The 15972-nt window shown below is 50.1% G+C and carries 15 protein-coding genes and 3 tRNA genes; 6 read left to right on the top strand and 12 right to left on the bottom strand.

Annotated features, from left to right (window positions below; translation table 11 throughout):
• Positions 1-52 precede the first annotated feature (52 nt).
• From nadA to BTA35_RS03230, 9 genes are all read right to left on the bottom strand, one after another.
• Positions 53-1090 (bottom strand): quinolinate synthase NadA, encoded by a 1038-nt coding sequence (gene nadA, locus BTA35_RS03190; protein WP_077242962.1) that lies wholly within the window; start codon positions 1088-1090, stop codon positions 53-55.
• Positions 1091-1363: 273 nt separating this feature from the next.
• Positions 1364-1439 (bottom strand) — tRNA-Lys (locus BTA35_RS03195).
• A gap of 58 nt (positions 1440-1497) precedes the next feature.
• A tRNA-Lys gene (locus BTA35_RS03200) sits at positions 1498-1573 on the bottom strand.
• A gap of 52 nt (positions 1574-1625) precedes the next feature.
• Positions 1626-1701 (bottom strand) — tRNA-Lys (locus BTA35_RS03205).
• 82 nt (positions 1702-1783) lie between these two features.
• Positions 1784-2584 carry a 23S rRNA pseudouridine(2605) synthase RluB gene (rluB, locus tag BTA35_RS03210; RefSeq protein WP_077243365.1) on the bottom strand — a complete coding sequence of 267 codons (801 nt, stop codon included), beginning with the start codon at positions 2582-2584 and terminating at the stop codon, positions 1784-1786.
• Between the two features lie 72 nt (positions 2585-2656).
• Entirely contained in the window at positions 2657-3583 is a 927-nt protein-coding gene (scpB, locus tag BTA35_RS03215; RefSeq protein ID WP_077242963.1) for an SMC-Scp complex subunit ScpB, read from the bottom strand.
• Positions 3573-4475: a segregation and condensation protein A gene (locus BTA35_RS03220; protein WP_077242964.1), complete on the bottom strand. Its 903-nt coding sequence runs from the start codon at positions 4473-4475 to the stop codon at positions 3573-3575. Before BTA35_RS03220 ends, scpB begins: the two co-directional genes overlap by 11 nt.
• 392 nt (positions 4476-4867) lie before the next feature.
• The gene (locus tag BTA35_RS03225) at positions 4868-5488 is read right to left on the bottom strand and encodes an L-threonylcarbamoyladenylate synthase (protein ID WP_077242965.1); all 621 of its coding nucleotides are present in this window, start codon (positions 5486-5488) and stop codon (positions 4868-4870) included.
• 190 nt (positions 5489-5678) lie between these two features.
• Positions 5679-6542 carry a PHP domain-containing protein gene (locus tag BTA35_RS03230; protein WP_077242966.1) on the bottom strand — a complete coding sequence of 288 codons (864 nt, stop codon included), beginning with the start codon at positions 6540-6542 and terminating at the stop codon, positions 5679-5681.
• Between the two features lie 215 nt (positions 6543-6757).
• Here BTA35_RS03230 and BTA35_RS03235 point away from each other — a divergent pair, with 215 nt between their 5' ends.
• The 4 genes from BTA35_RS03235 to BTA35_RS03250 all read left to right on the top strand — a co-directional run bounded on the left by BTA35_RS03235 (position 6758) and on the right by BTA35_RS03250 (position 10745).
• Positions 6758-7327, top strand: a complete 570-nt coding sequence (locus BTA35_RS03235) for a septation protein A (RefSeq protein ID WP_077242967.1) — start codon at positions 6758-6760, stop codon at positions 7325-7327.
• Between the two features lie 52 nt (positions 7328-7379).
• Positions 7380-7679, top strand: a complete 300-nt coding sequence (locus BTA35_RS03240) for a YciI family protein (protein ID WP_077242968.1) — start codon at positions 7380-7382, stop codon at positions 7677-7679.
• A 330-nt stretch (positions 7680-8009) separates the two neighbouring features.
• Positions 8010-10103 carry a bifunctional tRNA (5-methylaminomethyl-2-thiouridine)(34)-methyltransferase MnmC2/FAD-dependent 5-carboxymethylaminomethyl-2-thiouridine(34) oxidoreductase MnmC1 gene (gene mnmC, locus BTA35_RS03245; protein ID WP_077242969.1) on the top strand — a complete coding sequence of 698 codons (2094 nt, stop codon included), beginning with the start codon at positions 8010-8012 and terminating at the stop codon, positions 10101-10103.
• Positions 10104-10109: 6 nt separating this feature from the next.
• Positions 10110-10745 (top strand): class I SAM-dependent methyltransferase, encoded by a 636-nt coding sequence (locus tag BTA35_RS03250; RefSeq protein ID WP_139363607.1) that lies wholly within the window; start codon positions 10110-10112, stop codon positions 10743-10745.
• 26 nt (positions 10746-10771) lie between these two features.
• Here the strand turns inward: BTA35_RS03250 and BTA35_RS03255 are convergent, their stop codons facing one another.
• From BTA35_RS03255 to BTA35_RS03265, 3 genes are read right to left on the bottom strand one after another with little or no spacing between them, the layout of a single operon-like run.
• Positions 10772-12163 carry a dihydroorotase gene (locus tag BTA35_RS03255; protein ID WP_077242971.1) on the bottom strand — a complete coding sequence of 464 codons (1392 nt, stop codon included), beginning with the start codon at positions 12161-12163 and terminating at the stop codon, positions 10772-10774.
• 9 nt (positions 12164-12172) lie between these two features.
• The gene (folE2, locus tag BTA35_RS03260; protein WP_077242972.1) at positions 12173-13069 is read right to left on the bottom strand and encodes a GTP cyclohydrolase FolE2; all 897 of its coding nucleotides are present in this window, start codon (positions 13067-13069) and stop codon (positions 12173-12175) included.
• Between the two features lie 25 nt (positions 13070-13094).
• Complete coding sequence (locus BTA35_RS03265) at positions 13095-14111, bottom strand: zinc ABC transporter substrate-binding protein (protein WP_077242973.1); 1017 nt, start codon at positions 14109-14111, stop codon at positions 13095-13097.
• 245 nt (positions 14112-14356) lie between these two features.
• Here BTA35_RS03265 and BTA35_RS03270 point away from each other — a divergent pair, with 245 nt between their 5' ends.
• Both BTA35_RS03270 and BTA35_RS03275 read left to right on the top strand, forming a co-directional pair.
• A complete protein-coding gene (locus BTA35_RS03270) occupies positions 14357-15109 on the top strand; it encodes an ATP-binding cassette domain-containing protein (protein WP_077242974.1) in 753 nt (250 codons plus the stop codon).
• Positions 15099-15965: an iron chelate uptake ABC transporter family permease subunit gene (locus BTA35_RS03275; protein WP_077242975.1), complete on the top strand. Its 867-nt coding sequence runs from the start codon at positions 15099-15101 to the stop codon at positions 15963-15965. The genes BTA35_RS03270 and BTA35_RS03275 overlap by 11 nt, the downstream gene beginning before the upstream one ends.
• Positions 15966-15972: the final 7 nt, after the last annotated feature.

A 15972-nucleotide genomic window follows, 5' to 3' on the forward strand; every position in this document is an offset into this window, starting at 1 on the left:
TCAGCCGAATATCGGGTTTCATTAATCAGTAACGGCCAACTCAGAAACCGCTCTACCTGGAGGCAGTGAACTGCAGCATCCGGGTCAAAGGTCGCATCGCTTTTTCGCCCAATTCCGCATCGACAAAAACCTCCTGATCACCGGTTTCCAGTACATGTACCAGTGATTCCAGCTCATTCATTGCCATCCAGGGGCAGTGTGCGCAACTACGGCATGTGGCACCATTGCCAGCTGTAGGAGCTTCCAGAAAGGTTTTTTCCGGGCATAACTGCTGCATTTTGTAGAAGATGCCCCGGTCTGTGGCCACGATAAACGTCTGATTCGCCATATCTTTAGCAGCATTGATCAACTGAGATGTTGACCCGACTACATCTGCCAGCTCCACGACAGCCGCCGGGGATTCAGGATGCACAAGAATAGCCGCATCCGGGTACACTTTCTTCAGATCCAGCACACCCTTAGCTTTAAACTCTTCATGAACGATACAGGCACTATCCCAAAGGATCATATCCGCACCGGTCTTCTGCTGCACATAACCCCCAAGGTGCTTATCAGGGGCCCAGATAATTTTTTCACCTTTATCTTTCAGGTGCTCGACAACCTGAAGCGCAATGCTTGATGTTACAACCCAATCAGCACGGGCTTTGACTGCGGCAGAGGTATTCGCATAAACCACAACGGTACGGTCAGGGTGCTGATCACAGAAAGCACTGAACTCATCTACAGGGCAACCCAGATCCAGAGAGCAGGTCGCCTCCAGCGTTGGCATTAGCACCCGCTTTTCAGGACTCAGGATTTTAGACGTTTCACCCATAAACTTAACACCAGCCACCACCAGCGTTTTAGCATCATGGTTAGCACCAAAGCGTGCCATCTCCAGAGAGTCTGCCACACAGCCGCCGGTCTCTTCGGCCAAAGCCTGTATATCGTGACTACAATAGTAGTGCGCAACAAGAACTGCATCCTGCGCTTTCAGAAGCTGCTTGATACGAGCCGTAAGCTCTGCTTTCTTCTTAGCGTTCAGTTCTTCCGGTGTTCCCAGATTGGACAGGTGTTCCCGAACCAGTGCCTGGTCTGCTTGCATAGTCATGGGCTGAATTCAACTCATAGTAAAGATTTCAGCAACCTCGCAAACCCTCGACTTGTCACACCATACATAAAGCTGCGGACAGAGATCAGTCAGGCGAAGCTGCAATCAAACAAAAAGATGGCCGTAAATTTTAGCACAAAACTCTGACAACAGATGAAGCTTTCAGCTGCTATCGGGTGCTTATTTAAGAAAAGTATCTGTGGATAACGTAAAAAGAAGAATAAATTTCAGGCAAAAAAAATCCCGCATGCAGATGCGGGATTTTTTAGAATCTGGTGGGTCGTATAGGATTCGAACCTATGACCAATTGGTTAAAAGCCAACTGCTCTACCGACTGAGCTAACGACCCGATACTCATGACTTTGATAAATACGTGACAACGCAGGATACCAAGCCAGTAAGTAAAATGGTGGGTCGTATAGGATTCGAACCTATGACCAATTGGTTAAAAGCCAACTGCTCTACCAACTGAGCTAACGACCCACGCCTTACTGAAAATAAATGATTAACTATCAGTAAGATAGATAAGTTGAATTGGTGGGTCGTATAGGATTCGAACCTATGACCAATTGGTTAAAAGCCAACTGCTCTACCAACTGAGCTAACGACCCATTCAACTTGGGGCGCATTATACGCAGCTTTTTAGGATGCGCAACCCCTTTTTTAAACTCTTTTTTGTTTTTTATCAGAAACTTAATTCGGCCGGTGGTTTTTATTCACACTCCGAATAGCGCGAGTCTTTTTACGCTGGCGTTCGATGCGGTCATGGCTATCAATACTGCCTTTAACACGACGTTTCTCCAGACCCGCCATCTCAGACAGCTGATCGATCTCCTGCTGAGTCAGCTCGATCCACTCACCGGCACGGGCGCGTTTGTCCAGGAAAATACTGCCATAACGCACACGCTTCAGGCGGCTTACAGTTAACCCCTGAGATTCCCACAAACGGCGAACCTCTCGGTTGCGGCCTTCCATAATCACCACATGAAACCAGGTATTAATACCTTCACCACCAAACTCCTGGACATCGGTAAAGTTTGCCATGCCATCCTCCAGCATAACGCCCTCTACCATCGCTTTAACATGTTCAGGTTTTACATCGCCCATAACACGCACAGCGTACTCACGCTCAACCTGCTGAGACGGGTGCATCAGTCGGTTTGCCAACTCGCCATCGGTTGTAAACAGCAGCAGACCACTGGTGTTAATATCCAAACGACCAATGGAGATCCAGCGCTCACCTTTCAACTTCGGCAGGCGATCAAAAACCGTGCGGCGTCCCTGTGGATCATGTCGGGTACAAAGCTCACCTTCCGGTTTGCTGTACATAATGACCCGGCGCGGCACTTCCTCTTCCGCCACCAGTTTTACCAGACGGCCATGTACGGTCACACGATCATTGATAGAGACACGATCACCCAACTTAGCGGTCTGACCATTAATCGCCACTTCTCCCGTCTCAATCAGGCGCTCCATCTCCCGACGGGAGCCCATACCGGTACGGGCCAGAACTTTTTGTAATTTCTCAGTTTTTACTTCGTTGATATCTTTCACAGAATTAACCTTTTATTCACTATCCGGTATCAGCGGCGATTCATCCGCCGATACAACTTGTTCTGTTTTATCATGGGGTGTTGTTTCAGTAACAGCACCCTCTGAATACGTTGGCTCACCGGGCATATTATTATCAGACATGCCAGTCTGACTTTCCTGTAATGCCCTCTGACTGAGGCGCTCATCAAAACGTTGACTCAGCTCTGAGAAGGTCAGTACCTCCGGCAGATCATCAAGATCCACATCCTGAGTATCATCGGCCTCATCATCGTCATACTCAGCAACCACACCTTGTGCTTCCATCTCAGCCTGGGCTTCTTCCATCATCTGACGACGTTTTTCTTCCTGAGCAGCCAGCATCTGTGCTTCTTCATCGGCGATCGCCTGTTGCTGCTCTTCCTGCATTTTGTCACCAAGCTCCCGAATGACATTAAGAGTAGGCAACTCATCCAGTGTTTTAAGATTAAAGTAATCCAGAAAGTGCCGGGTCGTGGCGTACATCGCAGGACGGCCCGGAGCATCCCGATAACCCACAATCCGTACCCATTCACGCTCCAGCAGTGTCTTCATAATAGAACTACTGACGCTGACACCCCGGATCTCTTCGATATCTCCCCGGGTTACGGGCTGACGATAAGCGATCAATGCCAACGTTTCCAGTAACGCACGGGAATACTTCTGAGGGCGCTCAGTCCAAAGCCGTGCAATGCGGTTTGCATGTTCCTTACGGGCCTGGATACGCCAACCACTGGCCACTTCAATCAGTTCAATACCGCGCCCCAGATAATCGGCACTTAATTGCTGCAGGACATCTCTCAGCAGGCTTTTTGAAGGCCGCTCATAGTCGTCGAACAGCTCGGCAATCTGATCCAGCATCAGAGGCTGATCTGACACCATTAAAATAGCCTCAATAACCGGTTTCAGCTGATCAGTTTTCATCTGCTACCTCTTCAGGCGTCTGGCTGTCCAAGCCCGCATCGCCTTCTTCAAGTTCACCGTCAATCGCCAGGAGACCGTGAGACTCAGCCCCATTCAGAATACGGGGGCGAACATGAATCGGGCTGAACGGCTCATTCTGTACCAACTCAATAGAGCGCGCTTTGATCAGCTCCATCATAGCGAGGAAGGTCACGACAACCCCCGTACGCCCCTCTTCCACAGTAAAGAGGCTTTCGAAAGGGTAAAAACGATCTTCCGTAAGACTGTCCAGAATCTGACTCATCCGCTCACGGGTGGATAGTGGCTCCAGCTCAATATGGTGGTGGGTCTGCAACTCAGCACGCTGAACCACCTGCGCCATCGCCATCAGAATCTCCTGCAGATCGACTTCCGGCGGCGCGCGATAAACCTCAAATTCAGGCGCGGCCAGCTGAACCGGCGTCACATCCCGCTCAACCCGAGGTAGAGCATCCAGCTTCTCAGAAGCCTCTTTCAGCTGCTCATATTCCTGCAGGCGACGCAATAGAGTTGCTGTCGGATCATCCTCATCCTCCAGCTCTTCATGCTGCCGGGGCAGTAAGCTGCGGGATTTAATCTCTGCCAACAGTGCCGCCATAACCAAATATTCACCCGCCAGCTCGATCTGCAGATCACGCATCAGATCCACATATTCCATGTACTGACGTGTTATCTCCGCGACGTTTACGCTGAGAATATCCAGGTTCTGACGACGGATCAGATAAAGGAGCAGATCCAGCGGTCCTTCAAAAGCTTCCAGGAAAACCCGCAACGCTTCCGGAGGAATATAAAGATCCTGTGGCGGCTCGGTTACTGTTTCATCACCAATACGCGCCCAGAAATCAAGCTGTTCAGGTTCAACGGCTATGGACAAAGGCTAAACACTCCGTATTTGCAGATGTTCCATTTTGATCAGAAAGCCAGCTTACGACACAGAGAGAAACGCTCAGAGCTGACCGGAGAGATCTAAAACTACAGACACCATAACACCTCAGCAAATTCAGCTGATAAGTCATCAGAGCTAGCGAGGGTACATATCTGCTGCAGTCAACCATCTCGGCCGTCTGTCTCCCGGTGATGTACTGTCCTCCCGATCATGAATACTCCAGGCCGGAAAGCAGTTTAAAGAAGTGAGTGTGATAATAAATTATAGCGCATTCTAACATACAAAAAGACTCCGGCCAGATCGCCGGAGCCCATCATAGATGAAATAGCCCCAAGACCTGAAATCAAGTGGCACAGGGCTTTTACGCCAGAGTACAGAGATTACTCAAAGACGCTAACATCCCCTTTACCCACACGGATAATCTCCGGCGGCATTTCACGAACATCAACAACAGAGGTCACTTCCATAGAACAGGCTCCACCATCAATAATCAGATCCAATGCATGCTCCAGGTGATCACGAATCTCGTAGGGATCAGTCTGCGGGTGCTCATCATCCGGCAGAATCAATGTCGTACTCATAATCGGTTCACCAAGGTGTTCCAGCAGCGCCAACGTGATTGCATGCTCAGGGATACGTACACCAATAGAGCGGCGTTTAGGATGCAACAACAGTCGCGGTACCTCCGTCGTGGCGCTCAGAATAAAAGTGTAAGGCCCGGGAGTATGCGATTTCAGTAAACGGTACAGGGTATTATCTACCTTCGCGTACGTGGAAATATCTGACAGGTCGCCGCAAACCAGCGTGAAATTATGCTTCTGATCCAGCTGACGAATACGCTTAATGCGCTCAACCGCTTTTTTATCTCCTAAATGGCAACCCAGTGCATACCCGGAATCCGTAGGATAGGCGATAACGCCCCCTTTGCGAATAATCTCGACAGCCTGACGGATCAGGCGCTCCTGAGGATTATCCGGATGAATCTGGAAAAACTGGCTCATGATCATATCCTCATCTTTCGTTGTACTCACACATGTAATCGGCTTAATCCACTCAACCCCATTACACGCCTTACTTCACTAAAACACATTGCACTGTTTTTTTGCTGGCTAAGGGCATAGTTTTTTGCTGGCGAAGGGCATAGCAAAGCGAGCAGCTATTATTTTCTCAAGCAAACCTATGCTCAGATTCTTACTCAGCTTTATTCTGTGCATTTTGCCAAAGCAGCCAAACGGGGTTAACGGTTTCCGGCAGGTGATTCATTTTCCCCGGCTTCTGCCATTGGGTCTGAAAATGAAAGTCGCTGCCCGCACTGGCCGCTAAGTCATACTCTTTCGCCAGTTGCGCCATGTAGTTTGTCTGATCCCTGGATTGTTGAGCACCAGATACCACCTCCATGGCCTCCCCTCCCGCCTCTTTAAAGGCTTTCAGTAAGGCCCGGCGTTTCATATTTGTCATTTTATAGTGTAATGGGTGGGCAACCACAGCAACACCACCGGCAGCTTTAATCCACTCAACAGCCTTATCCACCGTCGGCCAAAGGCTTTTCACATCACCTTTTTTACCAGCCCCCAGATACTTTTTAAAGGCTTCCGGCATGGTGGAAACCACACCTTCATCCACCAGCACCTGAGCAAAATGAGGTCGCCCCAGTTCAGCGCCGTTTGCCTTTGCCTCAGCCTTACCCAGAAAATCCTCCACCCCCAATGCACCGAGTTTTTCAGCGATAATCTCTGCTCTTTTGCGCCGCGCAGACTGCTGTTCTTTTAAACCGGCCATCAGAACAGGGTGATCAATATCCAGATTCAAACCCACAATATGGACGTTACAACCACTCCAGGTAGTGGATATCTCAACGCCTGCGATCAGATCAATACCTGCTTTTAAAGCAGCTTGACGGGCCTCAGGAATTCCCTGCACCGTATCATGGTCAGTCAGGGACAAAGTATGTACACCTTCACTGGAAGCCAGCTGCACCAACTCCGTTGGCGAGAGCCGACCGTCAGAACAGGTAGAATGGCTGTGCAGATCAAATCCGGACCAATATGCGTTCATGGAAAACCTTTTTCAGAAAAAATACTCAAAACGCTCCTGCACCTGATAATAAGTCATTCGAAGACACAAGCGGAACAGCCTTTATTTGAGGGCATTACTGTAAAATAACAGCTCAACGTGCGAAGATTGCTCAAACTTAAACCCTTAGAGATCTGATAAGTGAATCCTTCAGATCTCTTCCTAACTGAGTATGAAAGACTCTCGTCTATAACACCATGAAATTACTCTTAGATTTTTTCCCAATTGCCATTTTCTTTGGTGTTTACCACTACACCAAGGATATGATTCTGGCCACCGCCGTTCTGATTCCTGCAACCATTATTCAGATCGCCATCTCCTGGTTTAAAACCCGTAAGATCGAAAAGATGCACGTAGTGACTTTAGTTCTTATTATTGTGATGGGTGGAGCAACCGTGCTACTACAGGATAAAAGTTTTATACAGTGGAAACCCACCGTCGTTAACTGGCTGTTTGCCGGTGCTTTTCTCGGTAGTTATGTGATCGGCAAAAAGCCGCTGATTCAACGTATGATGGAGAGCCAGATTAGCTTACCTGTAGCCCAGTGGAATACTCTGAATGCCTACTGGATCATCTTCTTTCTGGCTATGGGTGCAATTAATATTGCCGTATTTACCTTTTACAGTGAAGAAACCTGGGTCAATTTTAAACTATTCGGTATGTTAGGACTGACACTGGTGTTCATTATTATTCAGGGCATTTGGCTGACCCGGCATATTAAAACCGACGATCAGCCCGACGGTGAAAAAAATAAAGAACTCCCCTAAAGCCGAACTCAAAAGATTTGGCGGCACTGCAAGCGACAGAGGAATACAAACTATGCTTTACGCATTTATTTGCCAGGATAAAGAAGGCACTCAGGCACAACGGCTGGAAGCTCGTCCAGCTCACCTTGAGCGCCTGCAACAACTGCAGAATGAAGGCAGACTGATTCTGGCAGGGCCACACCCGGCTATCGACAGTAACGACCCCGGTGATGCAGGTTTTACCGGCAGCCTGGTTGTTGCAGAGTTTGCGACACTGGAAGATGCTCAGGAATGGGCGAGCGCAGACCCTTACTTTGCTGCCGGTGTTTATGAACAAGTCACCGTTAAGCCATTCCGCAAAGTTCTCCCTTAACAAAAGACACCTCAGCCTGTGACTAACTGGCTGAAAAAGTAAAGAAGTTTCAAAAACGGGTTTGCTTTTTGCGCCCGTTTTTGCATTCCAGAACCACGAGTTAACCACATGAATTTCTGAACTTTTTTAACTTTTCCAACAGTTTCTGTGGATAACTTTGTGGATCTAAGCAGGATAGGAAGCGCAAACGGTTGTGCGGTATAGCAGAGGCTCAGATTGTCTATTTTTTAACCAACACTCACTGCTTTAATCCTCGCGACGACTCCTGAATTAAGACCTGCTTTTCGCTTATTGAACAAAACGACAGACTCCAACCCGGATCACACATCTATGGCGAATAATCACTACCAAACTCTGAACCAAGCCAAGCTTCACTGGGACGAAAGCCAACGGCCAATCTCTCAGGCTTTCGATGATGTTTATTTTTCCAAAGCCAGTGGTCTGGATGAAACCCGCTATGTTTTTCTGCAACACAATGGATTGCCGGAACGCTGGCAGAAAACGACATTCATACACCGTCCTTTTGTTATAGCCGAAACCGGCTTTGGCACAGGCCTGAATTTCCTCTGTACCTGGCAGGCGTTTATACAACACGCTCCAGAGGACGCTCGCCTGCACTTTGTTTCTGTCGAGAAATTCCCCCTAAACATTAACGACCTTGAGCAGTCCCTTGCCCTTTGGCCTGAGCTAAAGCCTCTTGCAGACCAGTTAATCGCGGCTTATCCACTCCCGATCCCAGGGTTCCACCGTCGCCACTTTGATCAGGGCCGTGTACAACTGACTCTGATCCAGGGTGATGCCAGCGAATGCTTTTCCAGCCTTGAATCCCGGGTCGATGCCTGGTTTCTGGATGGCTTCGCCCCAGCCAAAAACCCAGATATGTGGACACCAGAGCTCTTTCAGTCTATCCGTCGTTTAAGTGACAAGGGCACAACTGTCGCGACATTTACAGCCGCAGGTATTGTACGTAACGGTTTGAAGGCTGCAGGTTTTGAGGTCAAAAAGGTAAAAGGGTTTGGTCATAAGCGCCATATGGTCTGCGGTGAACTTATTCTTGATGCCGAAGGCCAGGCAGTGCAAACGGTTAATCCTGCGCCGGATGTTGTTCCCGTGGAACCCTTGCCACTGGCAAAACCCTGGATGAAAACCCCATGGTTTAAACCGCCCTGCACCGTCAATCACTCCAATAAGCAACATATCGCTATTATTGGTGCCGGTATTGCGGGCACAACCACCGCTCAGGCACTGGCAAGGCATGGTTTTAACATTACACTCATTGAACAGCATGATCAGGCTGGAAAGGAGGGCTCAGGCAACCGGCAAGGCGTGCTTTATATCAAACTGGGCACCGAACCCTCCAGCCACAGTCGTTTCTATCTCAGTGGTTTTGAGTTCTCCCGTCACTATTTTAACAATCTTCAAAAACAGCTCAGCAGAACCGACTTTAAAGAGCTGATCTGGCAGGCCTGTGGCGTTTTACAGCTGGCCTATACGGAGAAAGAGGTGAAACGCCAAAAGCGCTTTATCGAGCGAAACAATTTTCCTGACATGCTGCTAAAAGCTGTTACAGCCGAGCAAGCATCTGAACTGAGTGGCACCCCTCTGCAACAAAGCGGCCTTTGGTTTCCACAGGCGGGTTGGGCACGGCCAGATATTATTTGTCAGCAGCTAAGCCAGCATAGCAATATCAAACGGGTGACCGGCCAGTTTGTGGATAAATTGCAACCGGCAGATAGCGGCTGGTCACTACTGGATAAAGACGGCAAAACCCTTCTCAAAGCAGATCAGGTGATTATTGCCTGTGCTGCCAGCACAAAGCACTTTGCCCAAACGGCATGGTTACCGACTAAAGCGATTCGGGGGCAGACCACCTATCTGCAGACAACAGCGCAAACACCGGAACTTAAAACTGTAGTTTGCCATGAGGGTTATATCGCCCCTGCCCTGGATAATACGCTTTGCCTTGGCGCCAGCTTTAATCTGAAAGATGATGAGAAAGAGCTACGAGAGAGCGATCAGCAACATAATCTGAATCTGCTGTCAGAGGCTATGCCAACCTTTGCCGGACAGTTGAATCACAGTGGTGTGGATACCGGAACGCTATCAGGAAAAGTTGGGTTTCGGTGTGCCAGCCCGGACTATGTTCCTCTGACAGGCCCTGCGCCGGTTTACAAGGAAATGCTGGAGCGCTTTGCTCTGCTACGCCATGACGCAACCAAGGTGCCGGATGCAGCACCAGCATACTACCCGGGCCTATGGCTGAATACCGGCCATGGCTCCCGAGGCTTAGCCAGTGCCCCCTTATGTGCCGAGGTACTGGCCGCTTACATCGCAGAACAACCTATGCCTCTGGAACGGGAGCTGGTCAACGCTCTGCAACCCAGCCGCTTTATAATTCGCGGCCTGATTCGCGACAAGCTTTAATCACCCGTGTCTCTGGTGGTTTTGCAACTGGGGCTTATAGTGCTGGCGATTACCGCTGTACTGAGCATTCTGATCGGGAGTTTACGGGCGGGTATCAGCCCTATGCCCAGCTCCCGAAAGGCTCACAGAGCTGTATTTGAAATGCTGGAGCGGACAACACCGGATAACCAACAAACACTCACGCTGATCGATTGTGGCTCCGGCTGGGGACACTTGCTGTTTAAACTCGCTAACCGCTACCCCAACGCCCGGGTAATCGGTTACGAAATGTCATTTATACCTTGGGTAACAAGCTATCTGCTTGCTCATTTTTTCCTTTTGAGAAACGTGACAATCTACCGGAAAAACTTTTTGTCCCAAGCCCTTCCGGTGTCGTTACAGGAGGGTGATATTTTATTCACCTACCTTTACCCTAAAGGAATGGAAAAACTGGCCAAGCAGCTGGCAGCAGAGCATCAAAACACAGCCCTGAGCAGCACGAATCAAAGTGGCCCATGGCCGCTGCAATTGATCAGTATCTGCTTTGCCTTGCCAGGTTTTGAGGCTACCGAGCAAAAAAACCTGACAGATCTGTACCGTACAAAGGTCTATCGCTATTCACTGGAAAAAGATCCCTCAATCATCCCTGATCGGAACCGATAACCAGCACGTCTGCCGGTCATATCAGACTATGGCAGATTAACGACCTCTAAAAACCGAATGGGCTGACCACTCGGTTCACCCACAAGCTTTTCATTGTGGACAACGACCTGCCCTGCAATAACCGTATGAATTGGCCAGCCTGTCACGGTCTTTCCATCGTATGGGCTCCAACCGCTGCGGCTGGCAATCCAGTCATTACGGATCGTCCGCTTAGCGCTCAGGTCAACCAAGGTCAGATCCGCATCATAACCTAAGGCAATACGCCCCTTACCTTCGATACCAAAAACCCGGGCAGGGCCAGCACTGGTCAGATCTACCAGACGCTGCAGCGTCAGACGGCCGGCATTCACATGATCCAGCATCACCGGAAGCAGTGTTTGTACACTGGTCATACCGCTGGGGGAATCAGGGTAAGCCTTAGCCTTCTCTTCACGGGTATGGGGCGCATGATCGCTACCGATCACATCAACAACACCGCTGCTTATGCCTTGCCATAAAGCATCCTGATGTCTTTTATCCCTAACCGGCGGGTTCATCTGTGCAAAACTTCCCAACTGCTGGTAGCAGTCGGGTGCCTGCAGTGTCAGATGGTGTGGCGTGACCTCTACCGTCACGCGCTGTTTGTGATGGGCCAGAAATGACATCTCCTCAGCCGTGGAGATATGCAGCAGATGCAAACGTCGTCCGACCTCTTCCGCCATTGCAACAATACGCCGGGTAGCATTTAAGGCACTGGTTACATCGCGCCAAAGTGGGTGGTGGCAAACATCCCGGCTCTCTTCCACCAGAGCCTTTCTTGCCCGAAGGCGCGCCTCATCTTCTGCATGTACCGCCATGCGACGCTGCCCATGGGCCAGAATACTCTTTAAGACGGCATCTTCATCAGCCAACAGGTCACCAAATGAGCTTCCCATAAAAACCTTAACACCTGCGCAACCGGGCAACCGCTCTAAGTCCGCCAACTGTTCGGCGTTGATACCGGAGCCTCCGATATAGAACGCATAATGACACCAGGCGCGCCCCTCTGCTGCATTCAGTTTTGCCTGAAGGTCCTCCGGCCACAGCGTCAAAGGATGGGTATTCGGCATCTCAAAAACGGATGTGACACCCCCAAGAACAGCACCGCGGGTGCCCGCCTTAAGATCCTCTTTATGGGTTAATCCCGGCTCCCTGAAATGAACCTGACTGTCAATCACTCCAGGCAGTACATGCAGCCCTTTCGCCTGTATTTCGCTATCGGCCTGCCATTGAGCATCCAATTTGCCCAATGCCACAATACGCCCTTTACGGCACGCAATATCAATCTGCTCTTCACCGTTGGGAGTGATAGCGGTACCACCCAGAATCAGCAGATCAGCCTGAAACGGCAAGCCTGCATCGCCCCCGCTGTCGCCACTTGTCAGCTTATCAGAACCCATACATACTCCTTAAAAGCCTTTGGTGTAGGCCACCGCATCATGGGGATGCAGGCTCTCTAAGTGTCGGACACTCACCTCAACCCCCTGATACCCTTCGGAAAGCGCTTCCTGTATACGGCGGGCAGCATCTTCAACGTACATCAGGTTCTGACCGTTCAATAGTGCAAAAGCCTGCTCATCAGCCCGTTTAACCGCAGTTTGCACCGCGGTCGCCAAAGCCTGCTCCGTCCGGTCGATCAGAGGCATCAGTCCAAAGCCTCCCTCGTTAGCGCCTAACGACACCTGAACAGAAGCAACGCTGCGCTGACTATGGGGGGTTGCGTAAGTTGCATGGGTCTCCAGCCAATCAGAAACCACTTCCGTTGTCAGCTGCTCTCCGGAGAAATGCTCCCTGAAGTGACTGGCAATCAGCTGTCGGGCCAGGGCGGCAGAACAAGGGCAGGTGGAGGAGTATTCAACCTGAACCGCAGCACTGAGCTGCAACACGCCCTGCTGCAGAACCGCTTCGATTTTAACCGGATAGGCTTTCCAACCTGCAAGCCCAGGCGTACTGAGTGCCGACCGCCGGGCAAGCATTTTAAACTCGATCACCAACCGCGCACTATCTGTACCACAGTCGCTATGACTGATGACCATCTGTTCCAGTACCGCTTTCAAATCTACAGGGGTCACGCTGTCTTGCTGTGATAATCCATCCAGCATCCTGTAGATACGTGACATATGGATACCTTTCACCGTCACATCCGGCAGATTCACCTGAGCTTCAACAGAAGCATGAAGCGGTGCAGAGCCCTCCGGCTCGGAGAGACTCAATGGGATATCAATACCACTCATACCGACCCACTCAAGGGGGGTACGTATATTTGAAACCTGATGACGCGCTACATCGGGCAATTCCTGATTCATGTTATGCCTTATAGGTTAAAAAGGATTACTTTGATTGACACTGTTCAAGTGCCGCCATCAGTCGTGTTAATAGTTTGAAGTAATGTTCAGCAGGATCATCAAGATCAACGCCCAGAGGATCCATGACCCCAGTTGTTTCTACAGTAGAGCCTTCAAAAACAGTGCTCACCATCCGGGGATTGTATTGAGGTTCCGTAAAAGCACAGCGTACGCCCCACTCTGCAACCCGGTTTTGGATCTCCCGGATCCGGGCCGGACTGGGGTCTGATGCATCGGACAGAGAGATAGCTCCAGCGGCCATTAGGCCAAAGCGACGCTCAAAGTACTGATAAGCATCATGAAAAACGATAAAGCGAATCCCCTTAAGCTGCTCTGCCCGTTTATTCATGGACACGATCAGCTGATCTAAAGCGGTCACGAGTTCTGCGGCATTACGCTGATAAAGACCGGCATGCTCGGGGTCAATCTCGGCCAGATTTCGGGCAATCTCCTGGGCCCATACTTTAGCATTGACCGGGTCAAGCCAGGCATGGGGATCATATTGGCCATGATGATGCTCATGGTGCGCTTCATCATCATGATGTTCATCAGCTTCGTGGTGAGCCTTATCATCGTGATGGTCGTCATGCGCCCCATCCGAATGATGATCTTCATCTCCATCATCATGGTGGCTGTGAGACTCAAACGTTGCCCCCTGTCTGAATTCATGCCTGATGGTCTCAGACAGCGCCAGCATCTCAACTTTGTGGGCTGAAGGTGCAAGATTCTGCAGCGAGCTTTCCAGCCAGGGTGTAAGATCTTCGCTGATCCAAAAAACGACGTCGGCCTCTGACAGTGCCTTCGCTTCCGAAGGTCTCAGGCTATATCGATGGGGTGATGCTTCAGGCTGAATCAACAACTCAGGTTGCTCAACCCCTTTCATCACCTGACTGACCAATGAATGGAGCGGGGCAATATCAACAACAACGTTCGGAGCTGAGGCCCAGCTGCTAAAAGATATAAGGCTCAAAAAAAAGCCCGCAATAAAAGATGAACGAGACATCAGAAAAGTTCTCCGGTGAACAATATCGAGGGTTAAAACGTGAAACCATTAATGTTATGTTATAACATAACTTAAGAATTAAAAACCGGATGATCTCCTCTTCTTCCGAGAGAACTGAAAAGGTCTTAGATAACTTAAGAAAAAACTGATATATAAAACGTTAAGGGGAAACACTTTAGGCCGCCCTTCAGATCCCCAATAAGACCCTAAACTGAAACCCTCAAACCTAAGCCAAAGGATCATAGATGCTGATTGAAGCCTGTAATATTGATGTTCAAATTGGCAAAAAAATGATTCTGAAATCGATCAGCCTTCAGATTGAAAAAGGGCGCATCATCACGGTTATTGGCCCTAATGGCTCCGGGAAATCCACCTTACTTAAAACACTGATCGGGGCAATAACACCCGTAACAGGTACTCTGATAAAAGCCCCGGAGTTATCCGTTGGCTATGTCCCACAACGTCTGCATATTGACGAAACGCTGCCCATGACCGTCAAACGATTTCTGCAGTTACCCCATAAAATGCCAGCAAAGTGCCTGCAAAATGCGCTGTCAGAAGCGGGGGCTTCAAATCTGATGAATCAACAGCTAAACAGCCTGTCCGGCGGTCAGCTACAGCGGGTATTACTGGCGCGAGCTCTGCTAACGACCCCGAATCTATTATTACTGGATGAGCCGACCCAAGGGCTGGATCGCAAAGGTACTGCGGACTTTTACCGCCAGCTGAATCAACTACGTCAGAAACTTAACTGCGCCATTTTACTGGTTAGCCATGATCTTCAGGTTGTTATGCGCCAATCAGACCAGGTGATCTGTCTGAACGGACAGATCTGCTGCCAGGGTAAGCCAGAAGATGTTGGTAATTCAGACACCTTCAAGACACTCTTCGGCTTAGATGGCGATGGCGACACACTGGCTCTCTATCGGCATCACTCCCACTCCCGAACGACGTATTCCCAGCCTTCAGCCAACCAGGAGATCCATCATGCTGGATGATTTTATCATCAGAGCTGCGCTGGCCGGTATCGGAGTCTCTCTGGCCGCTGCCCCCCTTGGTTGTTTTGTTGTTTGGCGACGTATGGCGTACTTTGGCGATGCCACCGCCCATGCCGCCATGTTAGGTGTTGCCCTTTCACTGGCTCTTTCCACACCGGTTTTTGCCGGCGTACTGCTGGTTACCTTATTGATGGCCGTTACCGTGTCGCTGCTCAGTGGCCGCAGTTATGCCATGGACACCTTACTGGGAGTGATGGCGCACTCAGCATTGGCCATCGGTTTGGTCGCCGTTTCCTTTCTGGAAGGAATACGTATTGACCTGATGGCCTATCTGTTTGGTGATATCCTGGCGGTGGGTAAGCAAGATCTGGCCATTATCTGGGGGGGCGCACTCCTGGTGCTTATCATGGTGGGCTATCGTTGGTCAGCCCTTCTACTCGCCACTTTAAACCCTGACCTGGCCAGAGCCAGCGGCATTTCACCACAGCGGGAGCAGCTCGTGCTGACCCTCGCTCTTGCCATCGTTGTTGCCGTTGCCATCAAAGTCGTTGGCGTTCTTCTGATCGCAGCCCTGTTAATTATTCCGGCGGCCACCGCACGCCCTTTCAGTCAAACACCTGAAGCGATGGCACTGATCGCTGCACTGATCGGTATTTTCGCAAATATAGCCGGACTAGCGGGTTCTTATCACCTGGATACCCCCACAGGCCCAACCATCGTCTGTGTGATCGCTGCTCTTTTTGTTCTGCTAAACCTACTTAAAAGCCTGATCCAAAAGACAGACGCTCTGTTAGCCCGTATGATTCCATCTCGTACATCAGAGCAACCCGGCCTCACTGACACAAGCAAGGATTAGAGCCCGC

Origin of the sequence: Oceanospirillum linum (assembly GCF_001995095.2) — a bacterium.
Classification (GTDB): domain Bacteria; phylum Pseudomonadota; class Gammaproteobacteria; order Pseudomonadales; family Halomonadaceae; genus Oceanospirillum; species Oceanospirillum linum.

Excerpts from the sequence above, each read along its gene's own strand:
- rluB (WP_077243365.1), bottom strand. The coding sequence starts at position 2,584 with ATGGGCTCCCGTCGGGAGATGGAGCGCCTGATTGAGACGGGAGAAGTG.
- BTA35_RS03235 (WP_077242967.1), top strand. The coding sequence starts at position 6,758 with ATGAAATTACTCTTAGATTTTTTCCCAATTGCCATTTTCTTTGGTGTT.
- BTA35_RS03225 (WP_077242965.1), bottom strand. The coding sequence starts at position 5,488 with ATGAGCCAGTTTTTCCAGATTCATCCGGATAATCCTCAGGAGCGCCTG.
- BTA35_RS03265 (WP_077242973.1), bottom strand. The coding sequence starts at position 14,111 with ATGTCTCGTTCATCTTTTATTGCGGGCTTTTTTTTGAGCCTTATATCT.
- BTA35_RS03230 (WP_077242966.1), bottom strand. The coding sequence starts at position 6,542 with ATGAACGCATATTGGTCCGGATTTGATCTGCACAGCCATTCTACCTGT.
- nadA (WP_077242962.1), bottom strand. The coding sequence starts at position 1,090 with ATGACTATGCAAGCAGACCAGGCACTGGTTCGGGAACACCTGTCCAAT.
- BTA35_RS03255 (WP_077242971.1), bottom strand. The coding sequence starts at position 12,163 with ATGGGTTCTGATAAGCTGACAAGTGGCGACAGCGGGGGCGATGCAGGC.
- folE2 (WP_077242972.1), bottom strand. The coding sequence starts at position 13,069 with ATGAATCAGGAATTGCCCGATGTAGCGCGTCATCAGGTTTCAAATATA.
- scpB (WP_077242963.1), bottom strand. The coding sequence starts at position 3,583 with ATGAAAACTGATCAGCTGAAACCGGTTATTGAGGCTATTTTAATGGTG.
- BTA35_RS03270 (WP_077242974.1), top strand. The coding sequence starts at position 14,357 with ATGCTGATTGAAGCCTGTAATATTGATGTTCAAATTGGCAAAAAAATG.
- mnmC (WP_077242969.1), top strand. The coding sequence starts at position 8,010 with ATGGCGAATAATCACTACCAAACTCTGAACCAAGCCAAGCTTCACTGG.
- BTA35_RS03240 (WP_077242968.1), top strand. The coding sequence starts at position 7,380 with ATGCTTTACGCATTTATTTGCCAGGATAAAGAAGGCACTCAGGCACAA.
- BTA35_RS03275 (WP_077242975.1), top strand. The coding sequence starts at position 15,099 with ATGCTGGATGATTTTATCATCAGAGCTGCGCTGGCCGGTATCGGAGTC.